A 21,833-nucleotide genomic window follows, 5' to 3' on the forward strand; every position below is an offset into this window, starting at 1 on the left:
TAGAGTCCTGGTTACAGCAAAGTGCAGACGCTTATTTTAAGCGGTTGTTAATTGCCTCTCAGGCTTGTACGCTCGTGTGGCGTATTATGCAAGCATCTGATAAACAGTCACAAGAGTTTGCTTTGTTTTTAGTGCGCCTCTCAGGTCGGCAAATGAAACGGAGCAAACCAATAACCGCACCTGCTGTGATGGCAGGATTGTTCCAGTGGCTTAATTTTACCGAACTGGTAAATCATTATCCCCCTGACAAACTAAGTGAATTCGCTGATGCCGCTAGTAAATTTGTGTAGATACCTATGCCCTGAAGTGGGTGGTTTTACGGCGACCGGTGATAAACTTCAAAGCTTCATAAACTTTAAAACCCAAACTGCCTTATCGCGGTTTGGGTTTTTTATTAGGCTGATTTTGTGTACGGCTACTAACCAGCCCTATACTAAAGCTACTAATCCATCAGCCTGAATCAAAAAGTAATGACCCTTACGACAGTCAAAATTTTAGTTATAATGACTCTAATAAATCTTAAATGAAACAATCGACAGGTTACTAAATCCTGCTTAAATAAAAAACCTATTATCAAAAAACCGTCTTTTAAAAACCCACTTCTTATTTTTATAACTTTGATTAAAAGTGATCTGCTATGACTGACAAAACCACTAAAGATACTACTGATATGACTGAAGCTGCCGATACCACAACGGATACCTCTCATGCAGCATTAGATCCCAATGAGATGCCTGACTTTGAACACATGCCTAATGTTGCCTCAATGCATACTGGTCATGTGGATAAAAAGCAGCCGCCTTTTATCTTGGTAGATGGCTCCTACTATCTATTTAGAACTTATCATGCCCTTCCCAAGAACATGATGAATACTCAGGGGCTAACCACCAACGCCATTCGTGGGACGTTAAATGCCTTATTAAAAGTCATGCGCCGTTATAACCCCACTCATATGGCCGTGTGCTTTGATACCAAATCCCCTACTTTCCGCCACACCATGTCAGAAGAGTACAAAGCCAATCGTCCAAAGATGGACCCTGAGCTGGCAGAGCAAATTCCTTATATCCACCGCTTAGTCCGTGCTCTTGGCATTCCTTTATTGCGCATCGAAGGCGCTGAAGCAGATGATATTATCGGAACCTTAACTTACCGTGCGGTTGAAGAAGGCCATCATGTGGTGATCTCCAGCGGCGATAAGGACATGATGCAGCTGATTAATGACTGTGTGATATTAGAGGACAGCTTCTCAGGCAAAGTGGTAGATGTGCAGGGAGTTGAAGATAAATATGGCATCAAGCCCACACAGATGATTGATTTACTAACCTTAATGGGTGATGCCTCTGACGGTATTAAAGGCGTGCCCAGTGTGGGGCAGAAGACAGCCGTTAAATGGCTCAATAAATACGATAGCGTGGATAATATCTTAGCCAATGCTGGTGAGATTAAAGGCAAAGTGGGTGAAAAACTGGTCGAATTTGCAGACAATATTCCCCGTGACAAACAGCTGGCTACCATCGTTACCAACTTAGACATTGGTCAAGACTGGGATGATCTACGTATCGATACGGACCCAACTGCTCACATCGATGAGCTGCGTGAGTTATATACTGAGCTGGAATTCAAAAACGAGCTGGCTTCTCTATCTCATCCCAATCACCCAGCCAATATGGCTTCAGACAGCGTAGCCAATAGTAAAGCCGAAGCGGAATCACAAGCCCAAGTGGCTAAGACTCTACAAAACCAAAAACAGTCTGCCATCATCGATATTATTAAAGACAGCAAAGATCACGATCAAGCTTGGCATACTATTTTGGATGAACCGGCTTTTGATAGCTTATTACAAAGACTAACAACGGCCAGTCACTTTGCGGTAGATACTGAAACCACCAGTATCAATTGGCGAGAAGCAGACATTGTAGGCTTGTCTTTTTCACTACAAGCCCATGAAGCTTACTACATCCCTCTAAATCATAGCTTAGAAGAGGATGCACTGGTTGCTAAGCAATTAGATCAAGACAAAGTTCTGGCCAAGCTAAAGCCTATTTTAGAAAATCCTAAGATTGGCAAAATTGGACAAAACATTAAGTATGATGCCCACGTATTGCGCCGCTACGGTATTGATCTAAATATCACGCCGAGCAATTGGAAAATGGACACCATGTTAGCCAGCTATGTGCTAAACGCTGCTGCCACACGTCATGGTATGGACGATCTTGCCCGCCATTACCTACAGACCCAAACCATTACTTATGAAGATGTGGCTGGTAAAGGCGCCAAACAGGTTGCCTTCGATAAAGTAGCCGTGGACATTGCCAGTGATTATGCTTGTGAAGATGCCGATATTACCTATCAGTTATTTGAGGTTTTCCAAGCCCAGCTAAAAGACGATGAGGTCAACTTACGCCTATTGCATGAGCTTGAAATCCCTGTGTCACAGATTTTATGTGACATGGAGGCAAGCGGTATTTTGATTAAAAGAGCTTTCTTAAACGAGCTGTCACAGCGCTTTGATGAAGAAATTGGTGAGCTTGAAAAGCAGGCTTATTATGAAGCGGGCGAAGAGTTTAATCTGGGCTCACCAAAACAGTTGGGCGAAGTCTTATTTGATAAGCTTGGCGTTGTCGGTGGTAAAAAGACCAAGTCAGGTCAATACTCCACTGGTGAAGCGGTACTGTCAAAAATTGATCACCCTTTAGCTGAGATTGCCCTTGAATATCGCAGCTTGTCAAAGCTGAAGAGCACCTATACGGATGCGCTAGATGCGGTAGCAGATAAAGAGACTGATAGAGTTCATACCAGCTATCATCAAGCCTTGACCAGTACTGGCCGCTTGTCTTCAACCGATCCTAACTTACAAAACATTCCAATTCGCACCAAGACGGGCCGCTTAATTCGTCAAGCGTTTATTGCCCCTGAAGGTCGTGTCTTGCTAGCTGCGGATTACTCACAAATTGAGCTGCGCTTGATGGCGCATTTCTCTGGTGACAGCAACTTAACCAAAGCCTTTAACGAAGGCTTAGACATTCACAGTGCCACAGCCGCAGAAGTACTGGGCAAGCCTGTTGCCGATGTCACACCAACAGAGCGCCGTAACGCCAAAGCCATTAACTTTGGCCTGCTATACGGCATGAGCGCCTTTGGACTCGCAAAGCAGCTTGAGATGACGCGTGGTGAAGCCCAAGATTATATTGATCAGTACTTCAAGCGCTATCCTGGGGTGCGACAATATATGCAGGACACCCGCAGCAGTGCCGTCGATAACGGTTATATCGAGACTATTTTAGGGCGTAAGCTTTATACCCCTGATATCAATCACAGCAATCAAATGGTGCGCCGCGGTGCGGAACGTGCTGCCATTAACGCCCCGCTACAAGGCAGTGCCGCTGACTTGATTAAACTGGCGATGATTGCCGTTGATAAAGTCTTGCCTGCAGATAACGCCAAGATGTTATTGCAAGTACATGATGAATTGGTGTTCGAAGTGGATGCAGATAAGGTTGATGAAATTAGCGAACTTATCAAAAACGCCATGCAAAATGTGCTTAGCGATACTGCCAAAGAAATGGGCTGGGACGTTGAGTTCGCGGTACCGCTACTGGTCGAAACGGGCATAGGCAACAACTGGGATGAAGCTCACTAAAGCATGAATTAACCAAAGCCAATTGGGCTTATCTGTTATTGTGAATAGCTGCTGTCAGCGGGATTGGTTTCTTACCAGTCCCGCTTTTTGTTATCCTCTGGTTATGGCGATAAAAAAGCAATCAAACCCACAAAGGTGCTTTATGTCTTTAGAACAAATCGGCTATTTGATGTTCATTATTTTTCTACTTATTTCTTTATATGTTAAAAGTAAAAAGATTGAGCATCTAGAAGCGAGAATCAAACAATTAACAGCCCGCTCTTCAACCAAAACGTCTCAAGATGAGCGACTGGTATATTTAAGAGCCCACTTAGCGCATCTAGATAAAGTGAAAGCGATTAAAGAGCTGCGCAAACGCTATCCTGAGCTGTCATTGATTGAGGCACACGAGCTGTGGCAGCAAAAATAAGTTAAAGCGTCTTTTTATTGGCATAATAAGGATCGTGCTTTTTTAACCACCAGTTCATATTGTCCTGACGGGTTCGTCTAAAGCGCTCAATACGAGCTTCAAGCTTGGGATGCAGCCGGCGAGCGGTATCGATACCAAACAGCATGGGCGCACTGATTAATACCGCTTGTCGTAGCGGTAGCTTTGGTAGATTTAGCCCATCACCCACATCATCTCCAACAAAGGTTCGAGTAACGCTGGCATTGACCAGCTCCACCGCATGCCCTCGCCAATTGGTCTCACCCATTATTTGTGACGGCAAGTCATGCAATGCCTTAGCAAGTGGTCTGCCCACCTCAAAGTCCAGCTTTTGTACTGATAAATAATGATAAAACCACTCCCATGAGGCTTCTTCCGTCTTTGGAATACGCTCTAAATCCACGCCCATCCACCAAGTCGCTAGGCGCCATAGGTGCATAATGCCCTCGGCCTCCTCTGGAGTAATACGTGCTCCAAGCCATTTAAGGCCCCTCGATATCAGCAGTGAGAACTGCAGATGAGTAGCCACCATATCGGATTGATTAATCGGCTGCCCCCAATACTCACTGTCCCAATCGCCCTTGATAAGCCCCTTACGAATGAGACTGTGCAACTGGCGCACACGGATGGTTTGTCGCCAAGCTTCTCCGCCAATGGCTAAAACCGTATTATCTCCGGTAATTTGGGGATGCTCAGAGACCGCCATCATATAGCCATAAGTTCGATATAGACGCGCTAAGGCATCGTGCACTAAAGCTCCAGTTTTGATTAACGGCAGTGATAAGGCAGGAATACTGTAGCCTGCCATCAAGGCCACATTACGCAGTAGCCAAACCAAAGTCAGGGGGTAGCGTCTATAAGCAATAGCACCTTTCTCAGCGAGCTTGGCATCGAACCATTTAGGATGCGTGGCAAATTGCTCATGCAGCTTTTTAAAATCAGGGTCGTTCATTAAATACGCTTTGTCGGACGACTCAAAAGCAGCTTTGTCGATTATCGACTGCTGTAAAGCATCAGCAAATCTACCGTGTTTATTAATAATATTATCGACAGCCAGATCGGTTACTTCATAACCCTCAGCAATGTCATCAAGCCATTTGGGCTGCAATTGATAGCCTCTAGGCAATAAAAACTTGTGCATCCGCTGCAGCACTTGCAGCTCTTTATTTTCGGTCGGGCTTGCACTGCGACCATACGCATAAATCCTTGCAGACGCTTGTGAATATCCCATACTAATACCTTTTATCTAAAAAATACTGGCTTAATCAATCTAATACCTTACTGATAAGCTGTCTTATACTCTACCAATTTATACTAAGTATTTGAATTTCACTAAAAAATCTATTAAACAAATACGCCAAGTTGTCTTCTATTTTGTATAAATTTGGCGTAAGCTTTCTCTTTTGATATTTAGGTTTATTTACCTCAATCTTATTTACTATCGCCGTGACCCGCTTTGCTATGAATCAGTTCATCAAAACCAGAATCTTGCCCTTGGCATGCTTAGCCATTTTATCCCCTGCCCTCGCTAATGATAATCAGGCAGAGCCCCCTAAAACCGAAAACTCTCCAGACATAACCTCAAATCTTAGTGAGCTCAATCAAGAGGCCACAGAGTGGGCAGACGATCAACGTGAAGAGGTACAAGGCAAACTCAAAGATTGGGCGCATACCATGGATGATTGGTTTGGAGAGCCTGACCCCAATAAGCCTGCCTCTGCAAACTTACGTGTGGTGCTAGATACACGCTGGGCGGATGATCCTGTTGAGGGCAGTTATGTCACCGTTAAACCAAGAATTAGAGGTCGCTTGAAATTACCAGTCTTAGAAAGGCGCTTAAGCTTAATTATCGGTGATGAAGATCTAGATGAAGAAAGAATCCTGACCAAAGGTTCTGATAGTGCAAACTCAAATAATGACCAAGGCTATCAGGATAAAACCTATGATCGAAAAAGAGCTCGTGAGGATAATGCCTCTATTGCATTACGCTGGTCCAAAATTGAGGAGGCCCTTGGCTTTGATGCTGATATAGGGATACGCTCAGGAGATGATATCTATCTGAAACTTAGTGCAGATAAAGACTTATATCAGCAAGACGAGTGGAAGATATCTACCCATAATTATTACCGCTATGGTAGCGATAGTGAGCACACTGTTAAGGGCGAGCTAAACTTTCAGTACAACTTAGACCGCAACAGCTATATAAATAACAACGTCAGTATCCGCTATCGTCACGAAGGCGATAAGGAAGAGACTGATTGGGCCAATGAACTGCGTCAAATCCACTTTTTTGGCAAAGACAAACAACTGTCTTATGGCCTATCCGCCTTTGGCGACTTTGAACATAGCGAACCTTCTTTAAACAGCTATGGTCCCACCCTCAGCTACCGCCAACCTTTTTGGCGGGATTGGTTGTTTTTGCAGACTGAGCTAAATTACTTTAATGATAAAGAGCAAGATAAAGACCACTTCGTATCCACTCTACTAAGATTAGAGGCTCTTTTTTAGTCAGTCTGCTCTGTTTTAGTCAGGCTATTATATGAGTGCATCTGCCATTAGCACTAAGCCTGTTTGGCTTTAAAGCGACCTAACCAGTCTAGCCCCTTACGCACAGCGTCAGTAGCCTGCTGCATACGTGGGCTAAGTGGTTTGTCATGCTTATTAATCTTACTCATGTCACCCTTATAATGCTCAACCACTCGCTTATTCATAATCGCGAACCATAAAGGCGGAATGTAGGCCGGTATAATCATACTGGCATAGCCACTGGGTAACTGCGGTGACTCATCGAAATGACGCAACGCTTGATACACCCGGCTTGGATGAGCATGATGATCCGAATGACGCTGTAGCTGATACAAAAACAAGTTAGTGACAATGTTATTACTGTTCCAGCTATGGGCCGGCTGGGTACGCTCAAAGTTTCCTTGGCTGTCTTTTTGACGCAGCAATCCATAGTGTTCCAGATAGTTGACAGACTCCAGTAAGCTAAAGCCATACACTGCCTGACTCACAATAAAGGGAATGACTTTGGACCCATAAAGCTTATACAAAGCGCCATAAAGCACAGCAGTAATAGCCCAACCTTGTAGCAGTTCGTTGTCTTTACTCCAAAAGCTTTTTTTCTTACGCAGTAGACGGCGTTTTTCGATGTTAATTGAGGAGCGTAATCCCCCTATTACGGTACGGGGTAAAAACTGCCAAAAGCTTTCATTGTAACGACTGCTTGCCGGATCTTGGGGAGTAGCCACCCAGCGATGATGACCAAAATTATGCTCGATAGCAAAGTGACCATATGCCGAAGGCGCAAGACTGATTCGAGCCAAGGTACGGTTTAATTTATCAGACTTATGCCCAAGCTCATGCGCCGTGTTAATAGCAATGCCACTACCAATACCCGCTGTAATGGCAACACCCAGCTTGTTGTACCAAGGCAATTGACGCTGAGTAAATTGATGGGCTGCGATAAATAAGGCGATATAGTTCAAAGGAATAAAGGCGTGGGCAATTTTTTGGTAATAATCATCTTTTTCTAACTGCTGATAGGCTTGTTCTGATAAGTTACTTTTATCCAGCCCCATCAGATAATCTGCCAACGGGATAAAGCCGTAAGTAAAAATACTCCCTACCCAAGCGATGGCGGTATTTTTAGCATCAAAACCTGTTTGATCTTTCACCGCCAAACACATGCCCCACCCAATCACCGGCGCCATAGGACTAAGTAGCCACAGTTTACGTTTTGGGTCTTGCCAGCTTTCAGGCTCGCTGGCACGTTTGATAAGCTCACTCTGAGGTGAGTTTAAGTTATTAGTCATGATACATTCCCTGTATTTCTGATTTAGTGGGGTTATCCATTGCTAATCCTGCAATCAATAAACTCAAACCCCCTAATTCCAAACATTACTTCCTAAACGAAATAGCTTAACAGCTAGATTAGATTATTTAACCAATAAGCGCAAACGGCTTGTTGTTATAGCAATAAGTTGTAGCAATAAAAAGCCCAGTGCTAATGACTGGGCTTAAGTTAAATTCAAGTATTAATAAGTTAAATAGCAAATAGCCATATCAGCTGCTACTGTGTGGCATCAGTAGCCTTAGAGTTGATCTGATAAATAGGCTTACCATTTTTGATGGTTTGGACCACCTTAATGTCTCGAATTTGCATCGGCTTCACCGTTAGTGGGTTTTTATCAAGTACCACAAAGTCGGCTGCTTTCCCCACCTCAAGCGTCCCTTTACTGTCCTCTTCAAACAATTGATACGCTGCATGGCTGGTAATTGCCTGTAAGGCTTGATAAGGACTGGCCTGTTGTTCAGCACCAATAATCTTACCACTTCTAGAGAGCCTATTTACTGCACTCCACACCGTAAATAATGGATCAACTGGGGTAACCATTGCATCTGAGTGGTTGGTATATTTAAGCCCTAATTTATCGGCACTTACGATAGGACTTAAGAAATTGGCTCTTTGTTTACCTAAGTTCTCAACGTGGACATCACCCCAAAAATAAGCATGATTGGTAAAGAAGGAAGGTTCAATATTGTACTTTTTAAAAGTTTCTAACTGATCGGGTCTAACGAACTGTGAATGAATCACAACGGTACGCCGGTTTTTATCTACAGGCTGCTTTAACGCTTTAGAGGCAACCTCATGCGCCTTAATAATCATATCAATACTGGCATCGCCATTGGCATGAATGAACAGCTGATTGTCTGCTTTATAGGCCAACTTAAATAAATCATTCAACGTATCTTGCGACAGGCTCGGCAAGCCTTTACAGTCTGTTTGACACCCTTCCACCTTAGTCAAATAAGGCTGAGTAAAATAAGCAGTTTTGCCTTGTGGCGACCCATCAGCAATAATTTTAGTACCTTGAACTTTAAAGCCATTTTTGTAATCTTTAAACTTAAGACTTGCATCTTTAAGGTTACTTTCAAGCTCACTAAATCCTGCCAGCGATACCAAGTCAATTTTCAACTTACCTTGATCAGCCTGGGACTGAAAGAAGCGAATGGCTTCTCTATCGGTCATACCATCTTGTGCTGTGGTGATACCTTTTGCAGCATAAAAGTCTTGGGTTTGCTCAAAAAACTCAGCCTGTTTGCTATTAAGCACCTGTAGCATGTGTCCAACGAAGGGATACATCGCCGTTTCTTGTACCAAACCATTAGGCTCATTTGAATTAGGCAGTCGACCAATCATGCCTCCCTCAGGGTTCTTGGTAGCCGCTGAGACCTGCATCTTTTCAAGCGCCAGTGAGTTGGCAACGCCCATATGACCACTGGTGTGTTGAATATAAACTGGGTTATTAGGCAAAGCCTCATCTAGCTCCAACTTATTAGGGTGTCGCTTATCGGTCAGCTGACTCTCATCATAACCCCAACCATAGATCCACTCACCTTCTGCAATATTATTCTCGGCTTTATAAGCTTTTAAGGCAGCTAACATCTGCTCGATACTAGAGATAGTACCCACTGGAGGTGGGTTTAAATCCACTTGGCCCATGGTGTTGGAAACCATACCAAAGTGGCTGTGTGGGTCTATAAAGCCAGGTAATAGAGTTCTACCTTGAAGGTCGACGTGCTCAATATTGGAGAACTGATCTTTGGCCTTTGCCAAATTCCCAACATAGACAATCTTACCTTGCTGTTCTACTACCGCTTCCACAGTGCTAGGCTGAAGGGTGCTCATAGGAATGATGTCACCGTTGTAATACAGGTGAGCTTTATCTACCTTGGTCGCCTTAGGCTCAATACTGACCTTATTTTCAGTATTAGAGCCACATCCCGCAAGAAGACTTAGACCCACTACAGCGGGGATAATTTTTTTAATCATAACTATTTATGGATACCCTTTAAGTTCAACACAGTTTTTAAATGTTTTTTTGATGTCGCAAGCTTTTATATAGGTGCACATATATAAATACCTGGACAATCAAGGAGTTACTCTAAAACTTGTACACCGCCGCCCTTTACAATCCTACCAAACAAAGTCTGGCCATTTGCCTCTCAGAAATAGCGGCTGCAAAGTATAATATTGCTACAGCTATATCGTCAGCGTCCCCTAAATGCTTAATGGGCATATTTTTCAACAGGGCTCTTTAATTTCTAGCGTCAATGCGCTTTATAAAGTGTCAGGTTTAGTGTCAGAGTTATATAGATAGCAAACATAGCAAATTTAGCCTTAGCTCACGGTGATTATTTGTTCCTTTCCAGTAAGAGCTAAAGGTTTTATTTTAGGGATAATATGATTTATAATAAGACATACTATTAAATACAATTAAACTATTAAAATAATAGGTTTAATTTTTATTAATAAAATACAAGCCCATTATTTTCTCAAGCAAACTAAGGAGATAGCCATCATTACCGAAGACAGCCTCATTGAATACTTTGAGGCCTTTTTACTTGTATTATCCATCGTTCCTTGTGTGCTTTATGCCATAAAAAGCCACTTGAATGTCGCTCGATATTTTTGGATAGGCGCTACCTTAGTCTTTCTTTCTGCCCTTCGTCGTGAGCTGAGTTTTTTATCAGACGCTTTGGTGCCTGAAGACTTTGTATTTATTGGTCAAAGCTATGATTGGTGGGAGGATGCTGCCTTATTAGTCATTACCTTAACGGCTCTTGGCTTGCTTATCTATGCTCGCCGCTATGTTTGGGCCGTCCTCAAAGAGGTCCCTAAAAAGCTGTATATCGTGACTGCTATTCTAGTTGTTGTTCAGTATGTGGCTGAAAATGAAATGGGGTTCAGTACCGTCAGCGGCAACATAATTGAAGAGCTTTGTGAGGTCATCATTTATATTATTGCTTTTGTATATTTATGGCGCTTTAAATTGGATGACTTTAACAGCAGATTTATTCATAAAAGCTAACGTTACAACTTTTTACCTCTATCACAGAATGCGAACAACTCATAACTCAGCCTTACTTATTAACTGAAACATTGCTTCTATAATGAAGTGTAAGGGTTAAGCACCTATAAGCAATAATGGCTACTGTGCTACTGACTTCAACTTTGAGGTCAATTTATTTAGCCAATCACGTTAGGAGAATGTTATGAAGGATCCAGAGAATAACTTAGATCAGATTGTGGCTGAAGAAGGATTAACGCCGATGCACCGTCAAAACATTGATGAGGCGCGTATTGATGAAGTCTTGGTAGAAGAGAGCTTAGACAGCACTGATTATCCTGATATCCGTGATATTGCTGATGATGAAGCTGTACCTCATAGTCATGAAGATGATTAGTCTCGAGTATCTATAATCGTTAATCAATATTTGAGATTTGAGTCTTTATCAAAAAATCCCGCTATCCAAGATAGTGGGATTTTTTATTACATTGGTTTAACTATAGTTTAGCTAAGGTTAGTTCGGCTATGACAAATAACGACTATATCCATATCTTCAAAAATCTAATCCCAACCTTCTAAGGTCACTGCCCAAGCTGCAACCAAAGGCTTCGCTAAGGCTTCGATTAAGTCTATATGGGCCTCATCATCGTTTAAAGCAGGAATATAGTGATACTCTTGACCCCCAGCGTTGATAAAGTTATCTCTATTTTCCATCGCTAGCTCTTCAAGCGTCTCTAAACAGTCGGCAGAAAACGCTGGGCTGACCACTTGAACTGAGCGCACACCCGATTTGCCCCACTCCTCTAAGGTCACATCGGTATAAGGCTTAACCCACTCTTGCTTGCCAAAGCGTGACTGGAAACTGGTAATCCACTCATCTTCTGCTAACCCTAACTCCTGGGCTACCTGAGCTGCGGTACATTTACAGCGTTTGGGATAAGGGTCACCTTTATCAGCGTAAGGCTGAGGAATACCATGGAAGCTAAACATCAGCTTCTCAGGTTTACCGTGTACGGCTTGGAAACGGCGTATCGAATCTGCCAATGCTTTGATATACAAAGGATGGGCAAAGTAATCTTTAACAATAGTGTAATTGGGCAGGTTACGCTGTTTAAGCGACCACTTGGTTAACGCATCATAGACTGCGCCCCCTGACGTGGCTGAATACTGAGGAAACAAGGGTAAGATAACAAAATGGTCCACGCCTTCACTACGCAGTTTATCCATCACATCAGGCAGACCTGGGTTACCATAAGTCATTGCTGCATGAACTGATACCTCAAAAGGTGCCATGCTACCGTCTAAACGAGCCTGTAACTTCTCAACTTGCTGGCCTAATATCTTACGGATCGGAGAGTCGCCTTCCCAAACACTGGCATAAGCTTCTGCCACCCGCTTCGGACGAGTTGGCAGTACAAACAAGTTAAGAATAATCGCCCACAAAAACTGCGGTATTTCAATTACCCTTGGGTCAGACAAAAATTGTTTTAGATAGCGTCGTACTGCGGGGGCTGTTGGCTCATCAGGGGTTCCGAGGTTGACGAGCAAGACTGCAATACGGGGAGGCTTATTGGGTTTCATAGTGCGCTGAGTGTCCTTGCTAAATCAAATTTAATGATTTTATAAAAGCGTAATGGGCCTAGCCTAGGCTTATATTATCTGCCTTAATTCAGCTTTATCTCGTTATATAAATTAAAGGATTTAGTTTAAAATTGATAACTATCATTTAAGTCGCTGATTGACAACAGATATTGATTGGCCATGAAGCTTCAGTGTAACATTATTAACGGTCAATTTACTAAAGTAGTGCTAGATCCTAAGGGCCAAACCTTACTCTGACAATTATGGGTCTGACCCTCGCAGATGCAAGTTGTACTTATAAGCCCTTAAGCCTACAATAGCTATGACCCAACACTTCTTTGCTCCCTTTCCTAACTGACATAGCAAATATCATTATTGAGGTAATTTTGAGTATCCAATCGACCGCGACAGATCCAAAATTTGCCAACTCTGTGGGCATTGTAACGCCGCAGACGATGCATTTTGATACCCCCCTAACTTTAGAGTGCAACCGAACTTTGCCTGAGTTTGATCTGGTTTATGAAACTTATGGCGAATTAAATGCTGATAAATCCAATGCTATTTTGATTTGTCATGCTCTCTCAGGCAGTCATCATGCTGCCGGTTGGCACAGCGAAGAGGATAAGAAGCCTGGCTGGTGGGACAATATGATTGGCCCTGGTAAAGCCATTGATACCACACGCTTCTTTGTGGTCTGCCTAAATAATATTGGTAGCTGTCATGGCTCTACAGGCCCAACCACACCTATCCCAGAGTCTAGCGATGCCGGAACGCCTGGTAAACCTTATGGCCCAGACTTCCCTTTAATTACCATCAAAGACTGGGTAAAAACCCAAGCCATGCTCTCTGATCGTTTGGGTATAGACGTTTGGCACGCAGTGGTCGGTGGTTCTATGGGCGGCATGCAAGCCTTACAGTGGTCAGTTGATTATCCTGATCGCTTAAAGCGCTGCGTCATTATTGCCAGTACGCCAAAACTGTCGGCTCAAAACATCGCTTTCAATGAAGTCGCGCGTCAATCCATCTTATCTGACCCTGACTTTAATAAGGGCCGCTATTTGGAAGCGGGCACCTACCCTCGCCGTGGTCTAATTTTAGCGCGCATGGTGGGTCATATTACCTATCTGACTGAAGATGCCATGAAATCTAAATTTGGTCGTGACTTAAAGTCCGGCAAATTTATGTATGGCTATGACGTAGAATTCCAAGTTGAAAGTTATTTACGATATCAAGGTGAGCGCTTTAGTAAAAACTTTGACGCCAACACTTATCTGCTAATGACCAAGGCACTGGATTACTTCGATCCTACCCGCGATTATGTCGATGATGAATCTTTGTCAGATTTAGAAGCTTTAAAACAGACATTAAAACACACTCATTGCCAATTTCTTATCGTCTCCTTTACCACAGACTGGCGCTTTGCTCCGGCCCGTTCACAAGAAATTGTCGATGCATTAATGGCCAACGACAAGCAAGTAAGCTATGTCAATGTTGATGCTCCCCATGGTCATGACTCTTTCTTGTTTGATATTCCGCGTTATATGGGCGCCATTAAAGGGTTCTTAAATGCTCCTTTTTTAAGCCCTAACCCCAAGGTACGCCCTCAACAAACTGAGACTAAAACTGAAATTAATGCCAAAACTCAGGAGAGCCTAGCATGAGAATAGACCATGAACTTGCCAAACAGTGGATTGCCCCGCACTCTCGTGTCTTGGATTTAGGCTGTGGTGACGGCTCATTACTTGAGCATATGCAACACACGCTTGGCGTTACAGGATATGGGCTTGAGCTGGATGAAGAAAACATAAATGTCGGGATTGCCAAGGGTCTGAATATCATTGAGCAAGATCTAAATGACGGTTTGGCCCGCTTTGCTGACAATAGCTTTGATACAGTAGTCATGGCACGAGCATTACAGGCGGTGAAATCACCTGACACTTTATTATTAGACATGCTACGTGTGGGGAGAGAGGCGGTCATTACCTTCCCTAACTTTGCCCATTGGCAAAACCGCCTACATTTAGGTTTAAAAGGGTTAATGCCAGTCTCTGAAGCTTTGCCTTATGAGTGGTATAACACCCCAAACATTCATTTATGTACCTTCAAAGACTTTGAAAAGCTGTGCTCGGATAATGATATTAAAATCATAAATCGCTTTGCGGTTACCGACTCTCACTCCAAGAAGCACTCTCCATTAATGGCCTCAATAATTCGTAAAGCCCCTAACCTATTGGCTGACGTGGCTATTTATAGAGTTACCAAGTTATAGAGCCACCAAGTCTAAGTAAAGCCCTAAAGACTGTTCGAGGTAACCTTTAAAACTGAAAACATCCAAACAGCTTTAATTGTTACCTCAATCTTTCTAGTATTACTTAGTTACAAAAGTCTGAGGTAATTTGACTGTTAAATTATTGTTAAAGGCTATTTTGGCGTTAACAGCGTTTGAGTTTCGTCTTTTTGGGTGTTAAGCTATGTAAATCGTGTCGAATATATGTTATTGACATGACCCCTCTAATCAAACTCACAGTGTAATTATCATCTTAAATGTTACCAATTTAACGCAAACCGAAGACGGTAAATTGGGTTATTTTTAGATTCTAAGTATTTTATAAATAAATTTTCGCTTTATATTTGTTTAAATTTTTTTGTTTAAATACAGTCAATTTCTGGATACCTCTATGAAACTTTTAAAAGCAACTCTATTCACTGCTCTGTTTGCAACAGCAGGTTTGGCTCAAGCAGATCTAATCGCCAACGTTCCTTTAGACGTGTCTCGTTTTGAGGTGATGGATATCAATGAATTAACGGGTCGTGCCAATCAAGGTAATGACCATGCGCAATTTTACTTAGCAAAACGCTACCAAAAAGGGGAAGGCGTTGCTAAAAACTCATTAAAAGCAATCGAATGGTACACTCGTGCCGCTAAGCAAAACGTAACTCCAGCTCAATTAAACCTAGGTATTATGTATGCTCGCGGTGAAGGCGTTGCCGTTAACGAACAGCAAGCCCGTTACTGGTTAGAGCGTGCTGCAAAACGTGGTGATAACCGTGCTAGCTATACTCTAGCCTTGATTGATGAAAAGCAGCGTAAACTGGTAGACGCTTATAAATGGTATGAACTTGCTGCTCGTGATGGCATGTTAAACGACGAAGTTCGCACTAAAGCACGTGGTAAGATTGGTCAATTGGCCCTAAACTTATCAAGCTCTGATGTGGCCACAGCTCGCAACCAAGCGGACAGCTGGTTCCAAAGCAAATAAATAGTTAATAGCTAAGAAGCATTAGCTAGCCGAATATTAAAAAAACCCAGCACTTAGCTGGGTTTTTTTAATTGTAAGACTAAATGAGCATTACAAATTTATTTATTTGCACTCTTAACTGTGGCTGTTGCTACTACCGTACCATCTGCTGCTACCTGCTGTAATACCAGCTCTTGACCCACCTCTGTTTCCGTATCACTAACCACTTGCCATTTACCATACTGCTCATCTGCGGTCGGCGTTCCTGTGGCACTAACAGAAATAGATTTGTTTTTTAGTCGAATCATAGGCGGTTTATGCACGTAAGCTTTGTGCTCATAAGCCTGATCTGCCTGTGCAGGGTGCTGCTCTAGATGGACCAGAAGATGCTCAGCAATCGTTGAGGCTTGAGCCCTAAGCGGTGCCACATAGCGACAAGGTGCTCCAGAAATCGACATACAATCCCCAATGGCATAAATATCCGGATCACTACTTTGCAAGGTCGCCTCTTGTACCGATATACCACATAGCCTATTAAAGTCTAACTTGGCGCTTTGAGGCAAGGTCTCTTCTACTTTAAGCCCCGTACTCACTAATATATGGTCGACTTCAACCGTTTGTTGACTGCTATCACCACAATCAGTAACCGCTACCTGATAGCCCCCGTCTGGCAGGGAAGACACGCTATCTACTCGGCTATTGCCAATAAAATTAATACCTTGGTCGATTATTGCCTGTTTGATTTTGCTGCTAGCGACCTCCGGTAACATCAGTGCCAAAGGCGCTTTATTCATATCTAACAAGCTAACTTTGTGACCTGCTTTGGTTAAATCTTCAGCAACTTCTGTTCCCACCATACCTGCCCCAATGATGGCAATATGCTTGGGTGTACTCGAGTTTGAGAGCGCCTGCTCAATATCATTGAAGCTACCGATATTATTAATATGCCATACGTTTTGTGCATCTATACTAGGTGGAATCGCCGGAGCAGCCCCAATAGCCATAACCAGCTTATCATAGCTAAGCTCAGCATTATCGAGTAGTACCTTGCGATTATCACTATCAATAGCGAGCACTTTACTGTTGGCTAACAGTGTAATATCTGCTTTGTTGGCTGCCTCTTCCCCGGTAAAACGTATCAAGTCCTTGGCGCTCTTTTTTTGACTAAAGGCGGCTGACAGCATCGGCTTGTGGTAGCGATCTGCATTATCAGCAGCAATTAAAGTAATGGCCACCTCTTTATTCAAGGCTCGTATCGCATCGACTACCGACCAGCCTGCTAGCCCTGCCCCTATAATTATAATTTGCTGACGGTTACTTTGAGCGCTCTCAGCATCAGACTCGCCTTGTTGATTGGCTTCATTAACGGGGCGAAATTCAGACTTACCTACTCCGCATAAGGGACAACTAAAACTATCCGTCAACTCAGTAAATTGAGCGACCTGTTTTGATTGATTATCGGATTGTGGAGGGTAAATCCAGCCACAAGCTTGGCACTCATATTGGGTGATATTCATTGTGCATCCTTTTTTATTTTAACTTTTTACTTCTTATTCATTGTCTATATTACTATTAATCCAATAAAAAAACGCCCCAATCCTAAGAATGGGACGTTAGTTGATTAAATATCATTATCAGACATCAACCGCCATCTTACTTGGTTTCGTTAAATAGCTCACGACCAATCAACATACGGCGAATCTCACTGGTACCGGCACCAATCTCATACAGCTTAGCATCACGCCAGAAGCGGCCTAATGGATATTCATTGGTGTAGCCATTACCGCCGAAGATTTGAATACCTTCCCCTGCCATCCAAGTTGCTTTTTCGGCACACCACAAGATAACACTGGCACAATCTTTACGCACTTCACGGCTATGACCTGCTCCGCGCTCATCAAGCATGTCTAGGTTTTTACCTACGGTATATAAGAAGCTGCGACCGGCTTGAAGAATGGTGTACATGTCAGCCACTTTACCTTGAATCAGCTGGAATTCACCAATAGATTGACCAAACTGCTTACGGTCATGAATGTAAGGGATAACGTTGTCCATTACCGCTTGCATGATGCCCACTGGACCTGCCGCCAATACTGCACGTTCATAATCCAGACCACTCATCAATACTTTGACCCCGTTATTTAGGCCACCCATGACGTTTTCTTCAGGGACAAATACGTTATTGAAGGTCATCTCACCAGTATGACTACCACGCATACCTAGCTTATCTAGCTTCTGCGCTGTGCCAAAGCCTTCCATGCCCTTCTCTACTAAGAAAGCAGTGATACCTTTGGCACCTAATTCTGGATTGGTTTTAGCATAGACTACCATTACATCGGCATCTGGACCGTTGGTAATCCACATCTTGCTACCATTTAACACATAGCCGCCGTCTTTTGCTTCAGCACGTAGCTTCATGCTTGTCACATCAGAGCCTGCACCTGGCTCACTCATGGCCAAAGCACCGACGAATTCACCGCTGATTAATTTCGGTAAAAACTTCTGCTTTTGCTCTTCACTACCATTACGCTTAATTTGGTTCACACACAAGTTTGAGTGTGCGCCATAGCTTAGGGCAACTGAGGCTGAAGCGCGGCTAATCTCTTCCATGGCAATCATATGCGCCACATAACCCATGTCCACACCGCCGTACTCTTCTGGCACGGTAATACCATGCAGGCCTAGGTCACCCATTTTTTGCCATAAGTCCATCGGGAACTCATCACTGCTATCAATCTCAGCAGCACGTGGCATGATTTCTTTTTCGGCAAAAGCTCTAACGGTGTCACGAAGCGCCTGAATGTCTTCCCCTAACTGAAAATCTAACCCTGGTAAGCTCATAAATATCCTTTTTATGTTGATTGTTAATAGTTTGCTATTAATAGTTAAGTTAACGCTTTTGGCTAAGCATTATTGCTGCTTAGCCAATAAAGCTTTCGCTGTTCTCGAACCATTGGTTCGGCCCAAAAAATCACTGATTTGCTGACCGATATAGACTAGCTTATCCAAATCTACGCCAGTTTCAATACCCATACCGTGCAGCATATAGACCACGTCTTCTGTGGCAACGTTACCGGTCGCTCCTTTAGCATAAGGACAACCGCCAAGGCCGGCAACAGAGGTGTCATACTGTGCCACTCCCAAACTTAAAGAAGTTAAAATATTGGCTAAAGCTTGTCCATAAGTATCGTGGAAATGGCCTGAGATGTCTTTCACATCAATATAGTCCATTGCCGCTTTTAGGGCATTTTGAACTTTAATTGGCGTACCCACACCAATGGTATCAGCCACCCCAATATGCTCAGCCCCAATCTCTACCAAACGCTTGGTCACATAAGCCACCTGACTAGGAGCAATCTCCCCCTCGTAAGGACAACCCACTGTACAAGAGATCACACCGCGCACTTTAATCCCGGCGTCTTTAGCTGCTGCAGCTACTGGGGCGAAGCGCTCGATACTTTCATCAATACTACAGTTGATATTCTTTTGGCTAAAAGTTTCACTGGCTGACCCAAAGATAACCACTTCGTCTGGAGAAAAAGCCAATGCGTTTTCGAAACCACGCATATTTGGTGTTAGCACCGAGTAGCAAACTTCAGGTTTACGCGACTGATTAATCAACTGCATAAGCTCGCTGTTATCGCCCATTTGCGGCACCCATTTTGGGGACACAAAACTGGTAGCTTCAAGCTTATTGATACCCGCATCGATTAAGCCTTCAATCAATTCAAACTTAATTTTAGTGGGTACTGTCTGCTTTTCGTTCTGTAGTCCATCACGAGGACTAACATCGATAATCTGAACCTTGTCTGGATAATTCATTGGCGTTACTCATCTTCTATGGGTTATAAGGCGTTTGTGCAGAGATTACAAAACCCTTATGCAGGTTCAGTCTCTAGTCTTAACAGCTCATCACCATCTGCTACCAAGTCGCCTGGAGCAAATAGAAACTCTGCCACTACGCCATCCGCAGGAGCATTAATGGTGTGCTCAATCTTCATTGCCTCAATGACGGCTAGCGGTTGACCACGCTTCACCTCATCTCCTGCAGCTACTTTGAAAGCCACAACTTGGCCTGGCATTGGTGACTTTAAGCTACCCGCGGCTTGAGAATCCCCTTCGACATGTGCCATCGGATCAATTAGGGTAATGCTGCCACTGCCTTCATCACTAAAGATATGGACCTTCTCATTTTCCACCCAGCTTTGTAGGCTTTTACGCTGTCCATCGATCCACAATATATAGCTATCAGAGTCGCCTGTACTGTATTCAATGGTGCCGTTATATACTGGTGATTGAGCAGCCTCTGTTTTGTCTTGCTCGTCTTTATCAGCCGCTTTTAGGGTTAAATCAAAAGTTTGACCGCCTTTGCTGTCTGAGCTTTGTGAGCTGTTGGCTTTAATATTGTTAATGGTGGCAATATAGCTTTGCTCTTCATCCCCTTGGTTTAACAATAATTCAAACTCACGCTGATAGTCGCTATAGCCTCGCCAGCCGCCCAGGGTGCTAAAGGGATCTTGGGTTTGAGTCTGATTATATGCAGATTTGGCCTGCTGCTCTGAGTTTAGCTTATTCACCACAGCGGAAGCTACCATTAGTGGTAACGATAGGGGTTGCTGATTAAAGAGCACCTCTTTTTCACGCTCAATTAAGGCGGTATCTAACTTAGCTTGGCTAAACGACTCAGTCGCTAAAACATGGCGTAAAAAGGCTACGTTATTCGGAAGACCGACAATTCTTGTTTGTGCTAATGCTTGATCTAATTTTGCCAATGCTTGCTCACGCGTTGGGGCATGAACAATCAGCTTCGCAATCATTGAGTCATAGAATGGGCTAATCACATCGCCCTCTTCTACCCCATCATCAACGCGGACGGCACCAACGTCAAATTTGGCATGCTCAGGCTTACGGTAAGTAAATAAAGTACCGGTCGCAGGTAAGAATTCATTGTCTGGGTTCTCAGCACAGATACGCGCTTCGATGGCATGACCTTGAATCGATAACTGCTCTTGTTTAACCGGGATCTCTCCCCCTGCCGCTACCAATAATTGCCACTCAACCAAGTCCATACCGGTAATGGCTTCTGTCACTGGGTGCTCTACCTGCAGGCGGGTGTTCATTTCCATGAAATAAAAGCCCATCTCGACCTTACCATCTGCACTTGGACGCTGCTCTACGATAAACTCAACCGTACCTGCACCGACATAGTTCACTGCACGGGCAGCATTGATGGCAGCTGTTCCCATGGCTTGACGCATTTCTTCATCAACACCAGGAGCTGGCGCTTCTTCCAATACTTTTTGGTGGCGGCGCTGTACCGAGCAATCACGCTCAAATAAATGAACATAGTTGCCATGGCTATCACCAAATACTTGGATTTCAATATGACGCGGGTTTAAGGCGTATTTTTCGATAAGCATCGCATCATTACCAAAGCTAGTAATGGCTTCGCGGCGGCAAGAATCTAATAAACCCATAAAATCTTCACTGCGCTCTACCAGACGCATACCCTTACCACCACCGCCTGAGCTGGCTTTGATTAATAAGGGATAACCAATTCTATCGGCCTCTTTATGTAAAAACTCAGGGTCTTGATTGTCACCATGATAGCCTGGAATTAAAGGTACCCCAGCAGTTTCCATCAGCTGCTTTGATTCTGACTTAAGCCCCATTGCAGTGATGGCTGAGGCTGAAGGACCAATAAACACAATGCCCGCATCTTCACATGCTTTGGCAAAAGAGGCGTTTTCACTTAAGAAGCCATAACCTGGGTGAATGGCCTGCGCCCCTGTCTCTTGCGCAATTTTAATCAGCAAGTCACCTTTAAGATAACTGTCTTTTGGCGCTGAGCCTCCTAAGTAAACGGCTTCATCACAAGCACTAACATGCTTGGCATATCGGTCAGCGTCAGAGTAGACCGCTACCGTACGTACGCCCATACGCTTCGCAGTGGCTGCCACTCGACAAGCAATCTCTCCACGGTTGGCGATTAAAATTTTAGAAAACATAGCTATTCCTTTAGAAGTTGGCTCTTTTACAATATGGCCCTATATGTATTTATTCCTTTATTATCTATGAATCTAGCACTCAAT

At 43.6% G+C, this 21,833-nt stretch carries 16 protein-coding genes and 1 pseudogene; 9 read left to right on the forward strand and 8 right to left on the reverse strand.

Annotated features, from left to right (window positions below; all coding sequences use genetic code 11):
* From A1232T_RS06195 to A1232T_RS06205, 3 genes and pseudogenes are all read left to right on the forward strand, one after another.
* Nucleotides 1-290 (forward strand): annotated as a pseudogene (locus tag A1232T_RS06195) (transposase); the annotation flags it as partial.
* 440 nt (nt 291-730) lie between these two features.
* Complete coding sequence (polA, locus tag A1232T_RS06200; protein WP_244152402.1) at nt 731-3,640, forward strand: DNA polymerase I; 2,910 nt, start codon at nt 731-733, stop codon at nt 3,638-3,640.
* A gap of 142 nt (nt 3,641-3,782) precedes the next feature.
* Nucleotides 3,783-4,049 (forward strand): hypothetical protein, encoded by a 267-nt coding sequence (locus A1232T_RS06205; RefSeq protein WP_077448599.1) that lies wholly within the window; start codon nt 3,783-3,785, stop codon nt 4,047-4,049.
* A 1-nt stretch (nt 4,050) separates the two neighbouring features.
* Here the strand turns inward: A1232T_RS06205 and A1232T_RS06210 are convergent, their stop codons facing one another.
* Nucleotides 4,051-5,298 (reverse strand): oxygenase MpaB family protein, encoded by a 1,248-nt coding sequence (locus A1232T_RS06210; RefSeq protein ID WP_077448600.1) that lies wholly within the window; start codon nt 5,296-5,298, stop codon nt 4,051-4,053.
* 230 nt (nt 5,299-5,528) lie between these two features.
* Here A1232T_RS06210 and A1232T_RS06215 point away from each other — a divergent pair, with 230 nt between their 5' ends.
* The gene (locus tag A1232T_RS06215; protein WP_077448661.1) at nt 5,529-6,575 is read left to right on the forward strand and encodes a hypothetical protein; all 1,047 of its coding nucleotides are present in this window, start codon (nt 5,529-5,531) and stop codon (nt 6,573-6,575) included.
* 53 nt (nt 6,576-6,628) lie between these two features.
* Here A1232T_RS06215 and A1232T_RS06220 read toward each other — a convergent pair whose 3' ends face one another.
* A complete protein-coding gene (locus tag A1232T_RS06220; protein ID WP_077448601.1) occupies nt 6,629-7,882 on the reverse strand; it encodes an alkane 1-monooxygenase in 1,254 nt (417 codons plus the stop codon).
* 257 nt (nt 7,883-8,139) lie between these two features.
* Nucleotides 8,140-9,903 (reverse strand): amidohydrolase, encoded by a 1,764-nt coding sequence (locus A1232T_RS06225; protein WP_077448602.1) that lies wholly within the window; start codon nt 9,901-9,903, stop codon nt 8,140-8,142.
* A gap of 619 nt (nt 9,904-10,522) precedes the next feature.
* On the opposite strand from A1232T_RS06225, the gene A1232T_RS06230 reads away from it, so the two are divergent.
* Nucleotides 10,523-10,942, forward strand: a complete 420-nt coding sequence (locus A1232T_RS06230) for a hypothetical protein (RefSeq protein ID WP_143513961.1) — start codon at nt 10,523-10,525, stop codon at nt 10,940-10,942.
* A 184-nt stretch (nt 10,943-11,126) separates the two neighbouring features.
* Nucleotides 11,127-11,318, forward strand: coding sequence for a hypothetical protein (locus tag A1232T_RS06235; RefSeq protein WP_077448604.1), 192 nt, complete (start codon nt 11,127-11,129; stop codon nt 11,316-11,318).
* 164 nt (nt 11,319-11,482) lie between these two features.
* Here A1232T_RS06235 and hemH read toward each other — a convergent pair whose 3' ends face one another.
* The gene (gene hemH, locus A1232T_RS06240; RefSeq protein ID WP_077448605.1) at nt 11,483-12,502 is read right to left on the reverse strand and encodes a ferrochelatase; all 1,020 of its coding nucleotides are present in this window, start codon (nt 12,500-12,502) and stop codon (nt 11,483-11,485) included.
* A 392-nt stretch (nt 12,503-12,894) separates the two neighbouring features.
* Between hemH and metX the strand changes: the two genes are divergently transcribed.
* The 3 genes from metX (at nt 12,895) to A1232T_RS06255 (ending at nt 15,762) form a co-directional block, all read left to right on the forward strand.
* On the forward strand, nt 12,895-14,163 hold the full coding sequence (gene metX / locus A1232T_RS06245) for a homoserine O-succinyltransferase MetX (RefSeq protein WP_279625890.1): 1,269 nt from the start codon (nt 12,895-12,897) through the stop codon (nt 14,161-14,163).
* A complete protein-coding gene (gene metW, locus A1232T_RS06250; protein ID WP_077448606.1) occupies nt 14,160-14,771 on the forward strand; it encodes a methionine biosynthesis protein MetW in 612 nt (203 codons plus the stop codon). The genes metX and metW overlap by 4 nt, the downstream gene beginning before the upstream one ends.
* Nucleotides 14,772-15,180: 409 nt before the next feature.
* The gene (locus tag A1232T_RS06255) at nt 15,181-15,762 is read left to right on the forward strand and encodes a tetratricopeptide repeat protein (RefSeq protein ID WP_077448607.1); all 582 of its coding nucleotides are present in this window, start codon (nt 15,181-15,183) and stop codon (nt 15,760-15,762) included.
* Between the two features lie 98 nt (nt 15,763-15,860).
* Here A1232T_RS06255 and A1232T_RS06260 read toward each other — a convergent pair whose 3' ends face one another.
* The 4 genes from A1232T_RS06260 to A1232T_RS06275 all read right to left on the reverse strand — a co-directional run bounded on the left by A1232T_RS06260 (nt 15,861) and on the right by A1232T_RS06275 (nt 21,749).
* Nucleotides 15,861-17,258, reverse strand: a complete 1,398-nt coding sequence (locus tag A1232T_RS06260) for an FAD-dependent oxidoreductase (protein WP_077448608.1) — start codon at nt 17,256-17,258, stop codon at nt 15,861-15,863.
* A 136-nt stretch (nt 17,259-17,394) separates the two neighbouring features.
* On the reverse strand, nt 17,395-18,582 hold the full coding sequence (locus tag A1232T_RS06265) for an isovaleryl-CoA dehydrogenase (protein WP_077448609.1): 1,188 nt from the start codon (nt 18,580-18,582) through the stop codon (nt 17,395-17,397).
* Nucleotides 18,583-18,651: 69 nt separating this feature from the next.
* Nucleotides 18,652-19,563: a hydroxymethylglutaryl-CoA lyase gene (locus tag A1232T_RS06270; RefSeq protein ID WP_077448610.1), complete on the reverse strand. Its 912-nt coding sequence runs from the start codon at nt 19,561-19,563 to the stop codon at nt 18,652-18,654.
* 56 nt (nt 19,564-19,619) lie between these two features.
* Nucleotides 19,620-21,749 carry an acetyl/propionyl/methylcrotonyl-CoA carboxylase subunit alpha gene (locus A1232T_RS06275; RefSeq protein ID WP_077448611.1) on the reverse strand — a complete coding sequence of 710 codons (2,130 nt, stop codon included), beginning with the start codon at nt 21,747-21,749 and terminating at the stop codon, nt 19,620-19,622.
* Nucleotides 21,750-21,833 lie beyond the last annotated feature (84 nt).

This window comes from Psychrobacter pasteurii (genome assembly GCF_900162815.1).
Lineage (GTDB): Bacteria > Pseudomonadota > Gammaproteobacteria > Pseudomonadales > Moraxellaceae > Psychrobacter > Psychrobacter pasteurii.